Here is a 19,405-nt window from a genome sequence, read left to right as displayed (position 1 = left end):
CGAACGAAGGGAACCCGTGAAAGAGGACGACGAGAGCGGCGAGAGCAGGCAGCCGCGGCCCGGCGACGGGGACACGGGTCCCGACGGGAAGCCGTCGAAGCGCGAAGACCCGGGCGGCGGCATCCTCATGGGCCGCCCGTTCGGTGTGCCTGTCTATGTCGCCCCGAGCTGGTTCCTGGTGGCCGCGCTCATCACCTGGATCTTCGGCGGCCAGCTCGACCGGGTCCTGCCCGAGCTGGGCGGCCTCAGATATCTGGTCTCCCTCTTCTTCGCGGTCGCCTTCTACGCCTCCGTACTCGTCCATGAACTGGCCCATACGGTCGCCGCGCTGCGCTTCAAGCTGCCGGTGCGCCGTATCCAGCTCCAGTTCTTCGGCGGTGTCTCGGAGATCGAGAAGGAGTCCGAGACACCGGGCCGTGAGTTCGTACTGGCCTTCGTGGGCCCGCTGCTCTCCCTGGTGCTCGCCGGGCTCTTCTATCTCGGTCTGCTGGCCGTCGAGGCCGGTACGGTCCCCGGTGTCCTGCTCGCCGGTCTGATGGTCTCCAACCTGATCGTCGCCGCCTTCAATCTGCTGCCCGGCCTCCCGCTCGACGGCGGCCGGATGCTGCGCGCGGTCGTCTGGAAGATCACCGGCAAGCCGATGAGCGGCACCGTGGCCGCCGCCTGGGTCGGCCGCGGACTCGCCGTCGCGGTCCTCATCGGCCTTCCGCTGCTCACCCAGACGGGAGCGCTCGGTACGTCCGCGACGAAGGTCAGCGGCATGGAGACGGTCACCGACGCGCTGCTCGCCGCGATCCTGGCCGCGATCATCTGGACCGGCGCGGGCAACAGCCTGCGGATGGCCCGGCTCCGCGAGCACCTGCCCGAACTCCAGGCCCGCGCGCTCACCCGCCGTGCGGTACCCGTCGAGTCCAGCACGCCGCTGTCCGAGGCCCTGCGCCGCGCCAACGAGGCGGGCGCGCGCGCCCTGGTCGTCGTGGACGGCAAGGGCGATCCGACGGGCCTGGTGCGGGAGTCCTCGATCGTCGGCGTACCGCAGCACCGCCGCCCCTGGGTCGCGGTGAGCGGACTCGCCCAGGACCTCACGGAGGGCATGAAGGTCCCGGCGGAACTGGCGGGCGAGGCGCTCCTGGACCGGCTGAGGGCGAATCCCGCGACCGAGTATCTGGTACTGGAGGAGTCCGGCGCGATCTACGGAGTCCTGTCGACGGCGGACGTGGAACGAGCCTTCGTCTCAGCGATGGCGAGGCCGCAGTAGGGCGGCGCGCCTGGCGGCGCGGGGCGTTACGCGCCTGCGGCGCGGGGTCGCGTTCGCGGTGGTGCGGTGGGTGGTGCCGGGTGTCGGGGCCTCCGGAGGTACATGTCCGGACGGCATGCTGTGTTTTCCCGGGGGACACCCCCGGACCCCCGTACGCCGCGTGCGGGTTGCGTTGTCATGTGTGGGCCGGTGTGCGGCACAAATCACGCTTTAGTGTCCGGACACGCACCTCCTACGACCCCGACCCCCTCCCGCCCGGACCCCGGCTGCGGCTCGTGCCGGGCCCGCATATCCAGCCCGTCCGGCGTTTGAGGACGGAACCGCCAACGCCGGTGCCGGGTTCCCGGACTGTGGGGGCAAAATCCAGCCCGTCCGGCGATTGAGGACAAACCGGCCAGCCGGCCGGGACCGGGCTGCGGAGGCGTTCTGGTTGCGCACGGCCGCCGGCGAACCGAGCTCTTGATAAACCCACTAAGCTGGGGGCATGTCCGAACCGACCGGCGCCGCCCGTAGACGCGGCCCCTTCAAGGTCGGGGACCAGGTTCAGCTCACCGACCCCAAGGGACGCCACTACACCTTCACGCTCGAAGCCGGGAAGAACTTCCACACCCATAAAGGGTCCTTCCCGCACGACGAGCTGATCGGTGCTCCCGAGGGCAGTGTTGTCCGTACCACGGGAAACGTCGCCTATCTCGCGCTGCGCCCCCTGCTCCCCGACTATGTCCTGTCCATGCCCCGCGGCGCCGCCGTGGTCTATCCGAAGGACGCCGGCCAGATCCTGGCCTTCGCCGACATCTTTCCCGGCGCGCGCGTCGTCGAGGCGGGTGTGGGCTCCGGCTCGCTCAGCAGCTTTCTGCTGCGTGTCATCGGTGACCAGGGCATGCTGCACTCCTACGAGCGCCGCCAGGACTTCGCCGAGATCGCCCAGCAGAATGTGGAGCGCTACTTCGGCGGACAACATCCCGCCTGGGAGCTGACGGTCGGTGACCTCCAGGACAATCTGTCGGACACGGATGTCGACCGGGTCATTCTGGACATGCTCGCGCCCTGGGAGTGCATCGAGGCCGTCTCCAAGGCGCTCGTCCCGGGCGGCATCCTCTGCGCCTATGTCGCGACGACCACTCAGCTCGCCCGCACGGTCGAGACGATCCGGGAGTTCGGCACGTTCAACGAGCCGGCCGCCTGGGAGTCGATGATCCGCAACTGGCATGTCGAGGGCCTTGCCGTACGTCCGGACCACCGCATGATCGGCCACACCGGCTTTCTCGTGACCGCCCGTCGGCTCGCGGACGGTGTCGAGCCGCCGCTGCGCCGTCGCAGGCCCGCCAAGGGCGCGTACGGCGACGACTACGACGGCCCGGGAAGCACCAGCGGCTCACGCGGCTGATCCAACACGACCGTGACGCCGCCGAGTTCCTCTGCCGGAGAGGGGAAGTCGGCGGCTCCGTCTTTACGTTGGCCTTACGGACCCCCCTGTTCCGCCTCTCTGTGACGTGTGGCACGATGCTGTCTTCCTCCCACCGTTGGTTACTCGCCGGCACCCCCTCACAGGAGACACTCCGCGTGCAGATCTCCGACGTACCGGACCTCGCGCACACCCGGCCCCACCCGATGCACTGGCTCGCGACGGCCACCGCGATGGCCGGTGTGGTGGCTCTGGCGGGTCTGTTGCAGCCCGGCGCCGCCACCGCGTCCCAGACGGGCGCCAAGCCCGCGAGGACGGCGCCCGGCGAGGCGCCGCTGCCCGCACCTGATCCGGCCGTGGTGGACTACCCGCTGGAGTGCGGCGGAGCGGGCACGGTGGTCGTACAGCAGGCTTTCGGCGATCTCGACGGCGACCGGAATCCCGAGACCGTGGCCGCGGTGCGCTGCGAGGCGGGCTCGGGCACTCCGCCTCAGGGCGTTTACGTACTGACCAGAGCCGCGGAGGCCGAGCCGAGGATCGTGGCGACACTGGTCGATCCGAAGGACAAGCGGAGCGTCGGACCGGACTTCGAGATCCGGGACGGAGTGATTCTCGCCACTCTGCTCGGCTACTCCGGACCCGAGGTGCCGAGCTGCTGTCCCGACGAGGAGGAGCGGGTCTCCTGGCAGTGGGAGAACGGCGCGTTCGTACGCGCGGAGAGGCCCGAAGCGCGGAGTGCGTGACCGCTCACGCCCAGTGGCTCCGGGCTCCTGGTGACACTCGCCTCATTCCGCGTTCGGCCCGTAAACCTCTACCCTGTCCGAAACGCGACGTACATGAATACAGTCGCCCGGACACTCCTTGGCCGAATCGACTACATCACGCAGCAGTGGCAGTGGTACCCGTGTTGTGGCACCCGGGCTCTGGAGCAGTTCGTCCTCGGGGCTCTTCACATACGCGAGCCCGTCGATGTCCAGCTCGAAGACCTCAGGAGCATACTGGGCACAGATCCCGTCCCCGGTGCAGAGGTCCTGGTCGATCCAGACCTCGAGCGGCTCACCGGTCTCGGTGATGCCTTCGGTGGGAGCCTGCTGCTGCACGGTGTTCTCTCCTGCCGTTTGCCCCGCCGGACGGTGCGCTGTTAAGTAAGTCGCGCAAGCCCTGACGGGTGTTGAACACTTCGACGATACAACCGACAGCTTTCCGATGTTCCTGGGTGGGTATTCCCCTGGCGTGAGGGAAGAGCGCAAGGGTGAAGATCGGACACACCCCACAGTCTTTGTGATCTAGGGGTTTCAATCATCACCCACCCAGGTAGGGTCAGGAAGCGTCCAGCTCCCCTTGGAGGAGGTGAGGACCGTGGCAGCCCACGACGACGACATCAACCGCGGCATCCGGCCGGGGCGGGGGTCTGAAGACCCAGCCGGCCAGGTTGCCTATCTCGAGCAGGAAATCGCCGTCCTGCGACGAAAGCTCGCCGACTCTCCGCGTCACACGAGGATTCTCGAAGAGCGGATCGTCGAGTTGCAGACGAACCTGGCTGGTGTGTCCGCACAGAATGAGCGGCTCGCCAATACGCTCCGTGAGGCCCGCGACCAGATCGTGGCCCTCAAGGAGGAGGTCGACCGGCTCGCACAGCCGCCGGCCGGCTTCGGTGTGTTCCTGCAGGCGAATGAGGACGGCACGGCCGATATTTTCACCGGGGGCCGCAAGCTCCGGGTGAATGTGAGCCCCAGCGTCGAACTCGACGAGCTCAGGCGCGGCCAGGAAGTCATGCTCAATGAGGCGCTCAACGTGGTCGAGGCCATGGCGTACGAGCGTGCCGGGGACATCGTCACCCTCAAGGAGATCCTTGAGGACGGCGAGCGTGCCCTGGTGATCGGGCACACCGACGAGGAGCGGGTGGTGCGGCTCGCGGAGCCGCTGCTGGACATCACCATCCGTCCCGGCGACGCCCTGCTGCTCGAACCCCGCTCGGGCTATGTCTACGAAGTGGTCCCCAAGAGCGAGGTCGAGGAACTGGTCCTCGAAGAGGTCCCGGACGTCGACTACGACAAGATCGGCGGCCTCGGCGGCCAGATCGAGATGATCCGCGACGCGGTGGAGCTTCCGTATCTCCACCCGGATCTCTTCAAGGAGCACGAACTGCGCCCGCCGAAGGGCATCCTGCTCTACGGCCCGCCCGGCTGCGGCAAGACACTGATCGCCAAGGCCGTGGCCAACTCCCTTGCCAAGAAGGTCGCGGAAGTGACCGGCAGGCCCGCGGGGAAGAGCTACTTCCTCAACATCAAGGGTCCCGAGCTGCTGAACAAGTACGTCGGTGAGACCGAGCGCCATATCCGCCTGGTCTTCCAGCGTGCCCGGGAGAAGGCGAGCGAGGGCACTCCCGTCATCGTCTTCTTCGACGAGATGGAATCCCTCTTCCGCACCCGCGGATCCGGTGTGAGCTCGGACGTGGAGAACACCATCGTCCCGCAGCTCCTCGCCGAGATCGACGGTGTGGAGGGCCTGGAGAACGTCATCGTCATCGGCGCCTCCAACCGCGAGGACATGATCGACCCCGCGATCCTGCGGCCCGGCCGGCTCGATGTGAAGATCAAGATCGAGCGTCCGGACGCGGAGGCGGCGAAGGACATCTTCGCGAAGTATCTGACGGCCTCGCTGCCGCTGCACGTGGACGACGTCTCGGAGCACAACGGCTCCAAGGAGGCCGCGGCCCACGGAATGATCCAGTCCGTGGTCGAGCAGATGTACGCGGAGTCCGAGGAGAACCGCTTCCTTGAGGTGACCTACGCCAACGGCGACAAGGAAGTCCTCTATTTCAAGGACTTCAACTCCGGCGCGATGATCCAGAACATTGTCGACCGGGCCAAGAAGATGGCCATCAAGGCCTTCCTCGACCACAACCAGAAGGGCCTCCGGGTCTCCCATCTCCTCCAGGCTTGCGTGGATGAGTTCAAGGAGAACGAGGACCTGCCGAACACCACCAACCCGGACGACTGGGCCCGTATCTCCGGCAAGAAGGGCGAGCGGATCGTGTTCATCCGTACGCTGGTCACCGGAAAGCAGGGCGCGGACACCGGACGCTCCATCGACACGGTGGCCAACACCGGTCAGTACCTGTAAAGCGCAGACGCAGACCGGCTGCGGATGTCCGGAAGGGCATCCGCAGCCGGTTGCTTTCCACGCTCCTTCCACCACACCAGGCCAATGACGGAAATGATCTCCCCACCGGCGCGGAGGCGTTCTAGGCTCTTTCGTACCGCCACGTGGCGGCGCCCGGAGCCGGGCACCGCACACGCAGCGGAGGAAGAGCGGTACTTGAGCGTCGCTTCCGGAGGGGAGCGCCGCCGGGCAAGGAGGGCCGCATGACCGTACGGCGAGTAATGGGCATCGAGACGGAGTACGGGATCTCCGTCCCGGGGCACCCGAACGCCAATGCCATGCTCACCTCGTCCCAGATCGTGAACGCCTACGCGGCGGCGATGCACCGCGCGCGGCGGGCCCGCTGGGACTTCGAGGAGGAGAATCCGCTGCGGGACGCCCGCGGCTTCGACCTCGCCCGCGAGACGGCCGATTCCAGCCAGCTCACCGACGAGGACATCGGGCTGGCCAATGTGATCCTCACGAACGGCGCGCGGCTCTATGTCGATCACGCCCACCCGGAGTACAGCTCTCCCGAGATCACCAATCCGCGGGACGCCGTCCTGTGGGACAAGGCCGGCGAGCGGATCATGGCGGAGGCCGCCGAGCGCGCGGCCCAGCTTCCCGGCGCCCAGCCGATCCATCTGTACAAGAACAACACCGACAACAAGGGCGCGTCCTACGGCACGCACGAGAACTACCTGATGAAGCGGGAGACCCCGTTCTCGGACATCGTGCGCCATCTCACGCCGTTCTTCGTCTCACGGCAGGTCGTCACCGGCGCGGGCCGCGTCGGTATCGGCCAGGACGGCCATGAGCACGGCTTCCAGATCAGCCAGCGGGCGGACTACTTCGAGGTCGAGGTCGGGCTGGAGACGACTCTCAAGCGCCCGATCATCAACACCCGTGACGAGCCGCACTCGGACGCGGAGAAGTACCGCAGGCTCCATGTGATCATCGGCGACGCGAATCTGTCGGAGATCTCCACCTATCTCAAGCTCGGCACCACCGCGCTCGTCCTGTCCATGATCGAGGACGGCTTCATCAACGTCGATCTCGCCGTCGACCAGCCGGTCCGTACTCTGCACCAGGTCTCGCACGATCCGACGCTCGGCCGGCTGGTCACGCTGCGCAGCGGCCGGACACTCACCGCCGTCCAGCTCCAGATGGAGTACTACGAGCTGGCCAGGAAGTATGTCGAGGAGCGGTACGGCTCCGACGCGGACGAGCAGACCAGGGATGTGCTCGGGCGCTGGGAGGACACGCTCAACCGGCTGGAGAACGATCCGATGAGCCTGTCCGGCGAGCTGGACTGGATCACCAAGCGGGAGATCCTGGAGGGCTACCGCAGGCGGGACAGCCTGGACTGGGACGCGGCCCGGCTGCATCTCGTGGACCTCCAGTACGCCGACGTACGTCCCGAGAAGGGCCTGTACAACCGTCTGGCGGCCCGTGGCCGGATCAGCCGCCTGTTGGACGAGCAGGACATCGAACGGGCCAGGACGAAGCCTCCTGAGGACACCAGGGCGTACTTCCGCGGGCGCTGTCTGGAGCAGTACGCGGACGATGTTGCGGCGGCCTCCTGGGACTCGGTCATCTTCGATCTGCCCGGCCGTGACTCGCTGCAACGGGTGCCCACCCTGGAGCCGCTGCGCGGTACACGCAACCACGTCAAGGAGCTGCTCGACCGGTGCCGCACGGCCGAGGAGCTGGTCCGGGTGCTGTCCGGCGGCTGAAACAGCGGCGGTCCGGGAATGATCGGGGTGGTACCCGGACGTTGTAGCAACTGCGGGGCCGATGTCGGACCCTCCTTGTAGGGTCTGATCTTGAAGGTCACATCGAGCGGGGCGAAACCGAGCGGGGTGAGGGATATGGCGACCAAGGACACCGGCGGCGGCCAGCAGAAGGCGACGCGTTCCACGGAGGAGACCGAGGAGCAGGCCCAGGAGGCACAGGCCTCCGAGGACCTCAAGGAGCGCCAGGAGAAGCTGTCCGACGATGTGGACTCCGTCCTGGACGAGATCGACGACGTGCTCGAGGAGAACGCCGAGGACTTCGTGCGGTCCTTCGTGCAAAAGGGCGGCCAGTAAAGGCCGTTGTCCGTCCCGGGCCGTCGGCGAAAGCCGGTAGCACCGGGACGGATGACCGGCGACGGCGCGGGTAAGGTCCGTGCACAGATTCAAAGATCGGCCCGGCCCGAGCGGCGGGCCGCCGCCCATCCGGAAGGAAACGTGTGGAAGCCAACCCTCGTAGCACCGGGCGTCTGCCGGCAGCCTTCCTGACGCCCGGCTCGTCCTCGTTCATGGACTTCCTGTCCCACCACTCGCCGGACATGCTGCCCGGCAAGCGTTCGCTGCCGCCGTTGCAGGGCGCCATCGAGGCGCCGCACGGTACGACGATCGTCGCGACGACCTTCCCCGGTGGCGTGGTGCTCGCCGGTGACCGGCGGGCGACCATGGGGAACATGATCGCGCAGCGCGACATCGAGAAGGTCTTCCCGGCCGACGAGTACTCGGCCGTGGGTATCGCCGGCACCGCCGGTCTCGCCGTGGAGATGGTCAAGCTCTTCCAGCTCGAACTGGAGCACTTCGAGAAGGTCGAAGGCGCCCAGCTCTCCCTGGAGGGCAAGGCCAACCGGCTCTCCACGATGATCCGCAGCAATCTCGCCATGGCCATGCAGGGCCTGGCCGTGGTCCCGCTCTTCGCCGGCTGGGACGTGGACCGCGGCAAGGGCCGCATCTTCTCGTACGACGTGACGGGCGGCCGGTCCGAGGAGTCGGGCTTCGCGTCCACCGGCTCCGGCTCGATCTTCGCCCGTGGAGCGATGAAGAAGCTCTACCGCGAGGACCTGACGGAACAGCAGGCCACCACGCTGGTCATCCAGGCGCTGTACGACGCGGCGGACGACGACTCGGCGACGGGCGGCCCCGATGTGGCGCGCCGGATCTATCCGATCGTCACGATCATCACGGACGAGGGCTTCCGGAAGCTGACGGACGAGGAATCCTCGGAGATCGCCCGTTCGATCCTCGAGCGCCGGCTGGAGCAGCCCGACGGCCCGCGCGCCGCGCTGCTCTGATGCCGCCCTCTTCTGAATAAACATGCCACTGACAGAAAGGGACGGATAGCCGGTGTCGACGCCGTTCTATGTCTCACCCCAGCAGGCCATGGCCGACCGGGCGGAGTACGCGCGCAAGGGCATCGCCCGTGGTCGCAGCCTGGTTGTGCTTCAGTACGCCGACGGCATCGTCTTCGTCGGCGAGAACCCGTCCCGCGCGCTGCACAAGTTCAGCGAGATCTACGACCGGATCGGTTTCGCGGCGGCCGGCAAGTACAACGAGTACGAGAATCTCCGGATCGGTGGTGTCCGCTACGCCGATCTGCGCGGATACACCTATGACCGCGACGATGTCACCGCCCGTGGTCTCGCCAATGTCTACGCACAGACGCTCGGCACGATCTTCTCCAGCGCCGGTGAGAAGCCCTATGAGGTGGAGCTGGTCGTCGCCGAGGTGGGCGCGACACCGGACGGCGACCAGATCTACCGGCTGCCGCACGACGGATCGATCGTGGACGAGCACGGCTCGGTCGCGGTGGGCGGCAGCTCGGAGCAGATCAGCACCTATCTCGACCAGCGGCACCGCGAGGGCATGTCGCTCGCGGAGGCGCTGAAGCTGGCCGTCCAGGCGCTGTCCAGGGACACCAACGGCGGTGAGCGGGAGATTCCCGCGGAGCGGCTGGAAGTGGCGGTCCTGGACCGTACGCGACCGCAGAAGCGCAAGTTCAAGCGGATCGTCGGCCGTCAGCTCTCCCGGCTGCTGGAAGCGGACGGTGCCGCCTCGACGCCGACGGACGCGCCCTCGGACACGGAGGAGCCGGACGGCGCCGCCTCTCCGTCGGCGGAGACGTCCGAGGACAACGGCAAGAAGGACACCGAGAAGCCGGACACCACCGAGTAGCCGACCCGGATCAGCCCTGCCTGTGCCCCGGCCCGCCCACGCGGCCCGGGGCACAGGCATGTCAGTCGTTGAATCAGGCGTCGGAGGGCGGTGGCGCGGTGGAGGCCCGGACGACCAGGGAGACCGGCAGATCGCCCGGTTCCGGGCGCCGGCCGTCCAGGACCGTCAGCAGGGCCGTCATGCCCCGCTCGCCGACCTGCTCGGCCGGGAGGCTGACCGTGGTCAGTTCCGGCTCGATCGCCGTCGCGAGCGCCAGATCGTCGAAGCCGGTGACCGAGATGTCCTCCGGCACCCGCAGCCCGAGGCGCCGAAGCGCCTTGTAGGCCCCTGCGGCCAGGATGTCGCCGTCGCAGATCAGCGCCGTGGGCCGAGGGCCCGGAGCGGCGAGGGCGCGCTCGACGGCCTCCCGTGCGGCGCCGACCTCCAGCGGCGCCGACACCGTCCGTACGACCGCGTCCGGCACTCCCCGTACCGCGCCGGCCAGGGCCTCGGCCCGTACGTCGAAGGTCCATGAGGCGACCGAGGAGGCGAGATGGAGCAGGCGCCGGTGGCCGAGACCGAGCAGGTGCCCGGTCACCTGCCGGATGCCGCCGGCGATGTCGAGATTCACCCGGGCGGCGGCACCGGGGCCCGCCGGATCGCTGTCGAGCATCACCAGCGGCAGATCCGCGCCCCGGATCGCGTCCAGCGCCTCCGTCGCCATCGAGGAGGCGATCACTCCGTCCAGCGCGGCCCGTGCCGAGGCGAAGGGATCCCGCGCAGGCCCCACACCGGCGGGTGACGGGTAGAGGACCACTCCGAAGCCGTGCTCGGCGGCGACCTCGGCCGCGCCGGTGTAGACCCGGGCGAAGAACTCGTTGGTGAGCGCGGGCACGACCAGGAGCGCGGTCCTGGTCGTCCCGAGACGCAGATTGCGGGCCGCGAGATTGGGCCGGTAGCCGAGCGCATGCGCCGCGTCCCGTACGAGCCCGGCGGTCCGCTCCGAGACCCTGCCCCGCCACTTGTCCCCGAGGACCAGCGAGACCGTGGCCTGGGACACACCCGCGGTCCGCGCCACATCCCTGCTGGTGGGCCTGGCGGGCTGCTCTGTCATGGCTACCGTGCTCCGTCGCGCTCGTCCGGCGGTTCCTGTCCGCCTCGGCGCCGGGCAGTGGACCCGCGGACTGGCCACATGGTACGTATGACGGCGACGTTATACGTAAAACCCCGGCCGGGCCGGGCGAGAGAAGGGACGGCACATGGCCACCGGCTACGTGGACATCCTCAAGGCGCCGCACGCCGCGCGGCTGCTCGCCGGCACACTCGTGGGCCGGCTGCCGAACGCCACGGGCCCGATCGCCGTCGTCCTGCTCGTCCGGGACGGTGGAGGCAGCTACAGCCTCGCCGGCGCGCTCGCCGCGGTGTACGGCGTCGCCAACGCCGTCGGACAGCCGCTGCTCGGCCGGGCCGTGGATCTGTACGGCCAGCCCCGGGTGCAGCTTCCCGCCGCCGTCGTCTCCGCCCTCGGCGCGGTGCTGCTCGTCGTCGCCGGGACCGGCTCCCCGCTGCTCGCCTACGGCGCCGTCGCGGTCGCGGGACTGTTCACACCGCCGCTGGAGGGCGGGCTGCGGGCGCTGTGGCCCCATGTCCTCGGCGGTGAGGAGCGGGTGCACCGGGCGTACGCCATGGACGCCGTGGCGCAGGAGATCATGTTCACCGTCGGCCCGCTGCTCGTCACTCTGCTGGTCGCGCTCTGGTCACCGGCCACCGCGCTGCTGGTCATCAACGCGATCGGCGTGCTCGGCGCGCTCTCCGTCGTCCTCTCCGCGCCGTCGCGCGCCTGGCGCTCCGCGCCGCGCGAGGCGCACTGGCTCGGCGCCCTGCGCTCACCGGGCCTGCTGGCCCTGCTGGGCGCGTTCCTCTTCGTCGGGATAGCCCTGGGCTCCATCACCGTCGCGGGCATCGCCTACGCCGACGACCAGGGCCGGGAGTCCGTCTACGGCTGGCTGATGGCCGCGCTCGGCCTCGGCGCGCTGGTGGGCGGCTCGGTGTACGGGGCCAGGGAGTGGACCGGCGCTCCGGAGCGGCGGCTGCGTACCATCGTCGCCCTGCTGGCCCTCTGCTATCTGCCGCTGACACTCACACCCGGTGTGCTCGCGATGACAGGACTGGCCGCCGTCGCCGGGATCTTCCTCGCGCCCGCGATCGCCTGCGCCTTCATCGTCGTCGACCGGCACGCGCCGCGCGGCACCGTCACCGAGGCGTTCTCCTGGCTCGTCACCACGATCGGTGTCGGCTCGGCACTCGGTACGGCCGCTGCCGGGCCCGCCGTGGAGCTGGGCGGCACCTCCGCGAGCTTCGCGGTCGCCGGGGCCGCTGGTGTTGCCGCGCTGCTGGTACTGCTGGCCACACAGCGGGTCCTCGCGGCTCCCGGCCGAGGTGCCGATGCCACCATCCGGACGGAAACAGATCAAGGCGGAGCGGCCGAACCCGGTTTCAGCTCTGGTCATCAGGCGTAATGTTCAGACATGGACCGCCGCATTTTCGGGCTGGAGAACGAGTACGGCGTCACGTGCACGTTCAGGGGACAGCGCCGACTGTCACCTGACGAAGTGGCGCGCTACCTCTTCCGCCGTGTTGTCTCATGGGGCCGCAGCAGCAATGTCTTCCTGCGGAACGGCGCCCGTCTCTACCTCGACGTGGGTTCGCATCCGGAATACGCAACTCCCGAATGCGACAACGTGACCGAACTGGTCACCCACGACAAGGCGGGCGAGCGCATTCTCGAAGGCCTGCTCGTCGACGCCGAACGCCGCCTGCACGAGGAGGGAATCGCGGGCGACGTCTATCTCTTCAAGAACAACACCGACTCGGCGGGAAACTCCTACGGCTGCCACGAGAACTATCTCGTCGCCCGCCATGGAGAGTTCTCCCGGCTCGCGGACATCCTCATCCCCTTCCTCGTCACCAGGCAGCTCCTCTGCGGCGCGGGCAAGGTGCTCCAGACGCCTCGTGGCGCGGTCTACTGCGTCAGCCAGCGTGCCGAGCACATCTGGGAGGGCGTCAGCTCCGCCACCACCCGCTCCCGTCCGATCATCAACACCCGTGACGAACCGCACGCGGACGCGGAGCGCTACCGCAGGCTCCATGTCATCGTCGGCGACTCGAACATGTCCGAGACGACCATGCTGCTCAAGGTCGGCGCCACCGATCTCGTGCTGCGCATGATCGAGGCGGGCACGGTGATGCGCGATCTCACCCTGGAGAACCCGATCCGGGCGATCCGCGAGGTCAGCCATGACCTCACCGGCCAGCGCAAGGTGCGGCTGGCCAGCGGCCGGGAGGCCTCCGCGCTGGAGGTCCAGCGGGAGTACTACGAAAAGGCCGTGGACTTCGTGGAGCGCCGGGGCATCCGCACCGGCACGGTCGAGCAGGTGCTCGAACTGTGGGGCCGCACGCTGGACGCGATCGAGGAGGAGGACCTCGACCGTATCTCCACCGAGATCGACTGGGTGATGAAGTACCAGCTCATCGAGCGGTACCGGGCCAAGCACAATATGACGATGTCGCATCCGCGGGTCGCCCAGATAGATCTCGCCTACCACGACATCCACCGCCGCCGGGGCCTCTACTACCTGCTGGAGAAGAGGGGCCAGGCCGCCCGGATCTGCAACGACCTGAAGATCTTCGAGGGCAAGTCCGTGCCTCCGCAGACCACCAGGGCGCGGCTGCGCGGCGACTTCATCCGCCGGGCTCAGGAACAGCGCCGGGACTTCACCGTCGACTGGGTGCATCTCAAGCTCAACGACCAGGCGCAGCGCACGGTGCTCTGCAAGGACCCGTTCCGTTCCGTGGACGACCGTGTGGAGAAGCTGATCGCCGGTATGTAGCGCTGGGCGACACTTCGACGCAATACGCCGGGCCCTGTACGTACGCGTACAGGGCCCGTGCCATGCCCGGGACACCCCCTAGAGTGTCGTGCAACTACCGTGCCGTCTGAGATCTGAGGAATACGTGCGCCGACTTGCCGGCCTGATCGTCGTCCCCTTGCTGCTGTTGTCGACAGCGGCGTGCGGCGATGACGGAGGCTCCGACTCCGCCCCGTCCAAGAACGGACTTCCCGCGATCACCGCGGGCACCAAGTTCGGCGAGAAGCCGACGCTAGCCAAGGGCGAGGGAACTCCGCCCAAGGAGCTCAAGGCCGACGTCATCAGCAAGGGTGACGGTCCCACGGTCAAGAAGGGCGACGCGATCCAGGTCAATTACCTGGGTCAGAGCTGGGACTCCGACAAGCCGTTCGACAACAGCTTCGACCGTAAGCAGCCCTTCGATCTGACACTGGGCGCCGGAATGGTCATCAAGGGCTGGGACCAGGGCCTGGAGGGCCAGAAGGTCGGCAGCCGCGTCGAACTCGGCATTCCGCCGGAGCTCGGTTACGGAGCGCAGGGCCAGGACGGCATCAAGCCCAACGCCACACTGGTCTTCGTCGTGGACATTCTGAAGGCGACCCAGGTCCCGGTCTCCGCCAAGGGCACCGCGGTGGCACAGGACAATATCGATCTGCCGAAGGTCGGGACGAACGACGACGGCAAGGAGCCGACGGTCACGATCCCGAAGACCGATCCGCCCAAGGAACTGGTCTCCACCTATGTCCTGGAGAGCGACGGCCCGGTCGTCAAGGACTCGGACACGGTCGTGCTGAACTACACGGCGTATCTGTGGAAGAACCGCAAGGGGTTCGACAGTACGTACCAGACGGGCCGCACCACGACCTTCCCGCTGCCCCAACTGACGCTGAAGGGGCTCAAGTCGGGGATCGTCGGCAAGAAGGTGGGCAGCAGGGTCCTGATCGTGATCCCGCCGGACCAGGCCTTCGGCGACCAGGAGCAGCAGGAGATCCCGAAGAACTCCACTCTGGTGTTCGCGGTGGACATCCTGGCGAAGGTGTAAGACTGTCCCGGTTGCCCCGTTCATCATTTAGAGGAGCAGTTCAGTGAGCATCGAGAAGCCCGAGATCGACTTCCCGGGTGGCGAGCCGCCGGCCGATCTGGAGATCAAGGACATCACGGAGGGCGACGGCCCGGTGGCCAAGGCGGGCGACACCGTCTCCGTCCACTATGTGGGTGTGGCCTTCTCCACCGGCGAGGAGTTCGACGCGTCCTGGAACCGCGGCACGCCGCTCCAGTTCCAGCTCGGCGCCGGCCAGGTCATCAAGGGCTGGGACCAGGGCGTCCAGGGCATGAAGGTCGGCGGCCGTCGTCAGCTCACCATCCCCGCGCACCTCGCCTACGGCGACCGTGGCGCCGGTGGTGGCACCATCGCCCCGGGCGAGACGCTGATCTTCGTCTGCGATCTGGTCTCTGTCTGATCCGGTCTGATCCCGGTCCGATCCCGTCAGGACGAAGACCCGAGGGCCCGTGCCGTCCGCATGGGCCCTCGGCTTTTGTCCCGACACCCCGGGGCGGTACGGTCAACGAGCGGAGGCCGCAACGATCAAAAGGGGTGCAAGGCGTCGATGGCCATTGCCAAGGCCGAGCGACTGATGAATCTGGCGCTGTGTCTGCTCGGGACCCGGCGTCCGCTCAGCAAGCGCGAGCTGCGGGGCTCCATCGAGGCCTATCTGGAGGCGGGCACCGACGATTCCTTCAACCGGATGTTCGAGCGGGACAAGGAAGATCTGCGCGAACTCGGCCTGGTCATCGAGACGGTGGAGAATCTCGACGGCGAAACCGGCTATCTCGCCCGGCGCGACAGCAACCGGCTGCCCGCGATCACTCTCGACGCCGAGGAGGCCGCGGCCCTCGGACTCGCGGCCAAGGTCTGGCAGCAGGCCCGGCTCGCGGGCGCGGCGAGCGGCGCCCTCCAGAAGCTGCGCGCCGCCGGAATGCCGGAGGCGGAGGACGCGTACGAGGCACACCACAGCGCGCTCGAACCGCGGATCCCGGTCCATGAGGCCGCCTTCGAACCGCTGATGCTCGCCTGCCGCGACCGTCGGCCCGTCATCTTCGACTACCGCAAGGCCAACGCGGCCCGCCCCGAGCAGCGTCAGGTCGAGCCCTGGACGCTGGAGTGCTGGCGCGGCCACTGGTATCTGGCCGGCTGGGACCGCGACCGCGGCGCCGAGCGCGTCTTCCGGCTCTCCCGGATCACCGGCAAGGTCCGCTCCCGCAGCGGTGTGTTCACCGCGCCGGTGCCCGATGTGGTGACCGTACGGGAGACCGTGGAGAGCTGGGCGGGAGAGACCGCGACCCGCTCCGCGCTGATCAGACTGCGCTCGGGCTGCGGCTATCCGCTGCGCTCCCGGGCGCTGTCGTCCCGGGAGCTGGGCGACGGCTGGGACGAGCTGGAGGTCCCGTACGGACACGGCCTGGACGCCTGGCTGGTGGAGTTCGGCCCGGACGTGGTCGTACTGGAACCCGCCGATCTGCGGGCCGATGTGGTCGAGCGGCTGCGCGCCGTGGCCAAGGGCTGAGAGGGACTCGGACAACCATGGCAGCCAACGCCATCGACCAGACCCGGCGGATGCTCTCGCTGGTGACCTATCTGCGGGAGCGCCCCGGCGCCCATGTCAGCGATGTGGCCCGCGCGTTCGGGATCAGCGAGGACGAGCTGATCTCCGATCTCGATGTCCTTCCCATGTGCGGGACCAGCTTCCGCGGCGGCGATCTGCTCGACATCGACACCGACGGCGACCGGATCTGGTGGCACAACCCGGACGATGTCGCCGAGCCGCTGCGGCTCGCCGCCGACGAGGCGACGGCGCTGCTCGTCGCGGCCCGCGCCGTCACCACTCTGCCCGGGCTGCGGGAGGGCGACCGGCAGGCGCTGCTGCGCGCCACCGCCAAGCTGGAGGCCGCGGCCGGTGAGGCCGCCGGAGCCAGCTCCCGGCTCTCGGTGACCTTCGAGTCCGAGGGCGGAGTGTTCGCCGAGGTCGACCGGGCCATCTCCGAGCGCCGCAGGCTCTGGCTGCGTTACTACTCGCCGGCCCGTGACGAGCTGACGGAGCGCGAGGTCGACCCGATCCGGCTGTTCGCCGTGGGCCACACCTATATGGAGGCCTGGTGCCGGCTCTCCGAGGCACGGCGTACGTTCCGGCTCGACCGGGTCGCCGAGATCAGGCTGCTGGACGCTCCGGCCGCGCCTCCTGAGCTGGAGCTGAGGGATCTGTCGGAAGGGCTCGTGCAGCCGTCGGCGGAGGATCCCGAGGTGGTGGTCGAGGTCGGGCCGGGCGGCCGGTGGGTGGCGGAGTACTACCCGCACGACAGCGCGGTCGAACTTCCCGACGGCGGTCTGCGTATCACACTGCGGACGCCCGCGCCCGCCTCGCTGCGACGGCTCGCGCTGCGGCTCGGCGGTGACGGACGGATCGTCTCGCCGACGGATCTCGCGGAGAGCGCGCGGATCGCGGCGGGTGAGGCGCTCGCGGCCTACGACGGCCAAGAGTGACGAGAAGTGACGAGAAGTGACGAGAGTGGACGGAAAACGGGCGGGAAGCGGGCAGGAAGAAGGAGATCCGAGGAATATGTCGGCAATGTCTGAAGTGTCGGAAATCTCGACGGTGCTCCCTGTTCTCTTCAAGGCGGCCTGTCCGGAGTGCCGGGCCCGTTTCGAACTCTCGGCGGGCGCGCTGCGACTGGCGATCGGCGCCACCCGGAAGACCACCTTCTACTCCTTCACCTGTCCCGAGTGCGAGAGCCTGGTGCGCAAGCCCGCCGGTGAACGCATCGTCGAACTCCTCACCGGCGGCGGAGTGCGGACGCTGCGTCTGCACGCCACCTCGTGAACCGCGTCATCTCCTCAAGAACGGATCCAGGCTTCGCCCATGTTCTGGCCCATGCTCGCCATCGCCCTGGGTTTCTGCGGGATCGCCGTACTCGGCGTACTGGCGGTCCGGGTCTTTGTCGAGGCCCAGCGGCTCGGCCGGCAGGTCGCCGCGACCACCGAGCGGATCAACCAGGCCGCGGAGGACCTGGAACGCGCCGCCACCCGGCTGGCCTCGACGGGAGACGCGCTGCGATAGCGCTGGCGCCACCGCCCTCCGGCGCCGCGGGCGCGGACGGTACGCTGACGATCGCGACCTCTAACAGAGGTAAACGGAGCAGTTGTGAGTATGCACAGGCATTGCCCCGCGTTTACCCCTGCGGGTTACGATCGCAGCGAGTACTAAGGCCGGACACCGGTTCGGTTGTACGGGCAGCCCCCGCCCAGCCGCCTCAGCGAGAAGGAAGTCGTACATGATCGGCAATCTGAAGCCCCTCGAGATCGTTCTGATCATCGTTGTCATCCTGTTGCTGTTCGGTGCCAAGAAGCTTCCCGACATGGCGCGTTCGCTCGGCAAGTCGGCCCGCATCCTCAAGAGCGAGGCCAAGGCCATGAAGAAGGACGACGACACAGCGGCCCCGGCGGCCGACCAGCCCGCCGACACCACGGCCCAGCAGCAGGCCGCCGCTCCGAGGACGATCCAGGCTTCGCCCGGGGATGTCACGAGCTCCCGTCCGGTCACCGAGCCGAACCGCACCACCCAGAGCTGACGCACCCCGCTGACGGCTGCCGCTACGAGACGAGGGACGCGGGTTGCTCAAGTCTGCCCGGAAGCAGGAGAAAGACGTCGAGGGGCGCATGCCCCTCGCCGAGCACCTGCGTGAACTGCGAAACCGCCTGCTCAAGTCGGTCCTGGCGATCCTGGTCATCACGGTCATCGCCGCGTTCTACAACAAGGACCTGATGGAGTTCATGATGAAACCCATCCTGGACTCGGTCGGCTGTGTCAACGGCACGCTGACACAGAAGAACGGCCAGCCGTGCGCGGACATGACCGTCAACGGTCTGATCTCGCCCTTCTCGATCGCCCTGAAGGTCTCCCTCGTATCCGGTGTGGTGCTCTCCTCACCGGTCTGGCTGTACCAGCTCTGGGGCTTCCTGGCGCCCGGTCTGCACAGCCACGAGAAGAAGTACGCGCTGTCGTTCGTGGGAATCGGCGTCCCGCTCTTCCTCAGCGGCGCCGTCCTCGCGTACAAGATCCTTCCTCAGACCGCCACGATCCTGCTCGACTTCACCCCGGAGAACGCGCGGAACCTGCTGCCGCTGGACGAGTATCTCGATCTCGTGGTCCGTATGGTGATCGTCTTCGGTCTGGCCTTCGAGCTGCCACTGCTGCTGGTCCTGCTGAACTTCACCGGAGTGCTCACGGCGAAGCGGCTCGCCTCCTGGTGGCGCATCATGGTGCTGGGCATCACGCTCTTCTCCGCGGTCGCGACACCGACCGGTGATCCGCTCACCATGCTGACGCTGGCCGCTCCCATCGTGGTGCTCTACTTCCTGGCGCTGGGCGTCTGCTTCCTCAACGACCGACGGCGCAGGCGCAACAACCCGGACGCGGATCTCGACGACGACGAGGCCTCCGATCTCGATCTGACGCCCGAGTCCGTCGGCGCGGTCGAACCGGTCTCGCCGCCCGACCGGCCCGACGGCGACGGACGCCCGGACCGGCTGAACGGCTACGACGACATCACCTGACCTTCCTCCCGTGCGGCGGCCCCCCCGGCGCCCCCCCGGGGGGTTGCCACGACGGTTAAAAATATGTGGGTTATAAAAAAAAGAAGCGGGCGGAGCGTTTGGGGGGGTAGAAGAAGGGGGTGGCCGGGTCAATAAAAAAAGTGG

20 protein-coding genes are annotated in these 19,405 nt (G+C 68.2%); 18 read left to right on the top strand and 2 right to left on the bottom strand.

Annotation, left to right across the window (positions count from 1 at the left end; translation table 11 throughout):
- The first annotated feature begins 16 nt into the window (after positions 1–16).
- The 3 genes from ACFV6H_RS09595 (at position 17) to ACFV6H_RS09585 (ending at position 3,406) form a co-directional block, all read left to right on the top strand.
- Complete coding sequence (locus ACFV6H_RS09595; RefSeq protein WP_384976622.1) at positions 17–1,258, top strand: site-2 protease family protein; 1,242 nt, start codon at positions 17–19, stop codon at positions 1,256–1,258.
- A gap of 484 nt (positions 1,259–1,742) precedes the next feature.
- Complete coding sequence (locus ACFV6H_RS09590) at positions 1,743–2,645, top strand: tRNA (adenine-N1)-methyltransferase (protein ID WP_385540157.1); 903 nt, start codon at positions 1,743–1,745, stop codon at positions 2,643–2,645.
- A 176-nt stretch (positions 2,646–2,821) separates the two neighbouring features.
- Positions 2,822–3,406, top strand: a complete 585-nt coding sequence (locus ACFV6H_RS09585) for a hypothetical protein (RefSeq protein ID WP_385540155.1) — start codon at positions 2,822–2,824, stop codon at positions 3,404–3,406.
- A 42-nt stretch (positions 3,407–3,448) separates the two neighbouring features.
- Here ACFV6H_RS09585 and ACFV6H_RS09580 read toward each other — a convergent pair whose 3' ends face one another.
- Complete coding sequence (locus tag ACFV6H_RS09580; RefSeq protein WP_093602525.1) at positions 3,449–3,763, bottom strand: ferredoxin; 315 nt, start codon at positions 3,761–3,763, stop codon at positions 3,449–3,451.
- A gap of 259 nt (positions 3,764–4,022) precedes the next feature.
- On the opposite strand from ACFV6H_RS09580, the gene arc reads away from it, so the two are divergent.
- The 5 genes from arc (at position 4,023) to prcA (ending at position 9,766) form a co-directional block, all read left to right on the top strand.
- Complete coding sequence (arc, locus tag ACFV6H_RS09575; protein ID WP_093602523.1) at positions 4,023–5,789, top strand: proteasome ATPase; 1,767 nt, start codon at positions 4,023–4,025, stop codon at positions 5,787–5,789.
- A gap of 242 nt (positions 5,790–6,031) precedes the next feature.
- Positions 6,032–7,543, top strand: coding sequence for a depupylase/deamidase Dop (gene dop, locus ACFV6H_RS09570; protein ID WP_345941042.1), 1,512 nt, complete (start codon positions 6,032–6,034; stop codon positions 7,541–7,543).
- Positions 7,544–7,678: 135 nt separating this feature from the next.
- Positions 7,679–7,897 (top strand): ubiquitin-like protein Pup, encoded by a 219-nt coding sequence (locus ACFV6H_RS09565; protein ID WP_030754525.1) that lies wholly within the window; start codon positions 7,679–7,681, stop codon positions 7,895–7,897.
- A gap of 143 nt (positions 7,898–8,040) precedes the next feature.
- A complete protein-coding gene (gene prcB / locus ACFV6H_RS09560) occupies positions 8,041–8,886 on the top strand; it encodes a proteasome subunit beta (RefSeq protein ID WP_384976617.1) in 846 nt (281 codons plus the stop codon).
- A 52-nt stretch (positions 8,887–8,938) separates the two neighbouring features.
- Positions 8,939–9,766, top strand: a complete 828-nt coding sequence (gene prcA / locus ACFV6H_RS09555) for a proteasome subunit alpha (protein ID WP_385540152.1) — start codon at positions 8,939–8,941, stop codon at positions 9,764–9,766.
- A 73-nt stretch (positions 9,767–9,839) separates the two neighbouring features.
- On the opposite strand, the gene ACFV6H_RS09550 is transcribed toward prcA, so the two are convergent.
- On the bottom strand, positions 9,840–10,859 hold the full coding sequence (locus ACFV6H_RS09550; protein WP_384777517.1) for a LacI family DNA-binding transcriptional regulator: 1,020 nt from the start codon (positions 10,857–10,859) through the stop codon (positions 9,840–9,842).
- Between the two features lie 145 nt (positions 10,860–11,004).
- Between ACFV6H_RS09550 and ACFV6H_RS09545 the strand changes: the two genes are divergently transcribed.
- The 10 genes from ACFV6H_RS09545 (at position 11,005) to tatC (ending at position 19,261) form a co-directional block, all read left to right on the top strand.
- Positions 11,005–12,264: an MFS transporter gene (locus ACFV6H_RS09545; protein WP_093594854.1), complete on the top strand. Its 1,260-nt coding sequence runs from the start codon at positions 11,005–11,007 to the stop codon at positions 12,262–12,264.
- 9 nt (positions 12,265–12,273) lie between these two features.
- On the top strand, positions 12,274–13,635 hold the full coding sequence (gene pafA / locus ACFV6H_RS09540; RefSeq protein WP_093594857.1) for a Pup--protein ligase: 1,362 nt from the start codon (positions 12,274–12,276) through the stop codon (positions 13,633–13,635).
- A 124-nt stretch (positions 13,636–13,759) separates the two neighbouring features.
- Entirely contained in the window at positions 13,760–14,695 is a 936-nt protein-coding gene (locus ACFV6H_RS09535; RefSeq protein WP_385540148.1) for an FKBP-type peptidyl-prolyl cis-trans isomerase, read from the top strand.
- A gap of 43 nt (positions 14,696–14,738) precedes the next feature.
- Positions 14,739–15,113 carry an FKBP-type peptidyl-prolyl cis-trans isomerase gene (locus ACFV6H_RS09530; protein ID WP_066952649.1) on the top strand — a complete coding sequence of 125 codons (375 nt, stop codon included), beginning with the start codon at positions 14,739–14,741 and terminating at the stop codon, positions 15,111–15,113.
- Between the two features lie 147 nt (positions 15,114–15,260).
- The gene (locus ACFV6H_RS09525) at positions 15,261–16,217 is read left to right on the top strand and encodes a YafY family protein (RefSeq protein ID WP_093594863.1); all 957 of its coding nucleotides are present in this window, start codon (positions 15,261–15,263) and stop codon (positions 16,215–16,217) included.
- Positions 16,218–16,234: 17 nt separating this feature from the next.
- Positions 16,235–17,191, top strand: coding sequence for a helix-turn-helix transcriptional regulator (locus tag ACFV6H_RS09520; RefSeq protein WP_384976607.1), 957 nt, complete (start codon positions 16,235–16,237; stop codon positions 17,189–17,191).
- 76 nt (positions 17,192–17,267) lie between these two features.
- Positions 17,268–17,528, top strand: a complete 261-nt coding sequence (locus ACFV6H_RS09515) for a hypothetical protein (RefSeq protein WP_093597236.1) — start codon at positions 17,268–17,270, stop codon at positions 17,526–17,528.
- A gap of 39 nt (positions 17,529–17,567) precedes the next feature.
- Positions 17,568–17,765 carry a hypothetical protein gene (locus ACFV6H_RS09510; protein WP_385540145.1) on the top strand — a complete coding sequence of 66 codons (198 nt, stop codon included), beginning with the start codon at positions 17,568–17,570 and terminating at the stop codon, positions 17,763–17,765.
- Between the two features lie 214 nt (positions 17,766–17,979).
- Positions 17,980–18,276, top strand: coding sequence for a Sec-independent protein translocase subunit TatA (tatA, locus tag ACFV6H_RS09505; RefSeq protein WP_384976605.1), 297 nt, complete (start codon positions 17,980–17,982; stop codon positions 18,274–18,276).
- 43 nt (positions 18,277–18,319) lie between these two features.
- The gene (tatC, locus tag ACFV6H_RS09500) at positions 18,320–19,261 is read left to right on the top strand and encodes a twin-arginine translocase subunit TatC (RefSeq protein WP_385540143.1); all 942 of its coding nucleotides are present in this window, start codon (positions 18,320–18,322) and stop codon (positions 19,259–19,261) included.
- The last annotated feature ends 144 nt before the right edge of the window (positions 19,262–19,405 follow it).

It is taken from the genome of Streptomyces sp. NPDC059743, from assembly GCF_042732975.1.
Taxonomy (GTDB): Bacteria; Actinomycetota; Actinomycetes; order Streptomycetales; family Streptomycetaceae; genus Streptomyces.
This window is presented reverse-complemented; position numbering and strand designations above follow the sequence as displayed.

Excerpts from the sequence above, each read along its gene's own strand:
- ACFV6H_RS09510 (WP_385540145.1), top strand. The coding sequence starts at position 17,568 with ATGTTCTGGCCCATGCTCGCCATCGCCCTGGGTTTCTGCGGGATCGCC.
- ACFV6H_RS09550 (WP_384777517.1), bottom strand. The coding sequence starts at position 10,859 with ATGACAGAGCAGCCCGCCAGGCCCACCAGCAGGGATGTGGCGCGGACC.
- pafA (WP_093594857.1), top strand. The coding sequence starts at position 12,274 with ATGGACCGCCGCATTTTCGGGCTGGAGAACGAGTACGGCGTCACGTGC.
- ACFV6H_RS09525 (WP_093594863.1), top strand. The coding sequence starts at position 15,261 with ATGGCCATTGCCAAGGCCGAGCGACTGATGAATCTGGCGCTGTGTCTG.
- ACFV6H_RS09515 (WP_093597236.1), top strand. The coding sequence starts at position 17,268 with ATGTCGGCAATGTCTGAAGTGTCGGAAATCTCGACGGTGCTCCCTGTT.
- dop (WP_345941042.1), top strand. The coding sequence starts at position 6,032 with ATGACCGTACGGCGAGTAATGGGCATCGAGACGGAGTACGGGATCTCC.
- ACFV6H_RS09520 (WP_384976607.1), top strand. The coding sequence starts at position 16,235 with ATGGCAGCCAACGCCATCGACCAGACCCGGCGGATGCTCTCGCTGGTG.
- tatA (WP_384976605.1), top strand. The coding sequence starts at position 17,980 with ATGATCGGCAATCTGAAGCCCCTCGAGATCGTTCTGATCATCGTTGTC.
- ACFV6H_RS09565 (WP_030754525.1), top strand. The coding sequence starts at position 7,679 with ATGGCGACCAAGGACACCGGCGGCGGCCAGCAGAAGGCGACGCGTTCC.
- ACFV6H_RS09545 (WP_093594854.1), top strand. The coding sequence starts at position 11,005 with ATGGCCACCGGCTACGTGGACATCCTCAAGGCGCCGCACGCCGCGCGG.
- ACFV6H_RS09590 (WP_385540157.1), top strand. The coding sequence starts at position 1,743 with ATGTCCGAACCGACCGGCGCCGCCCGTAGACGCGGCCCCTTCAAGGTC.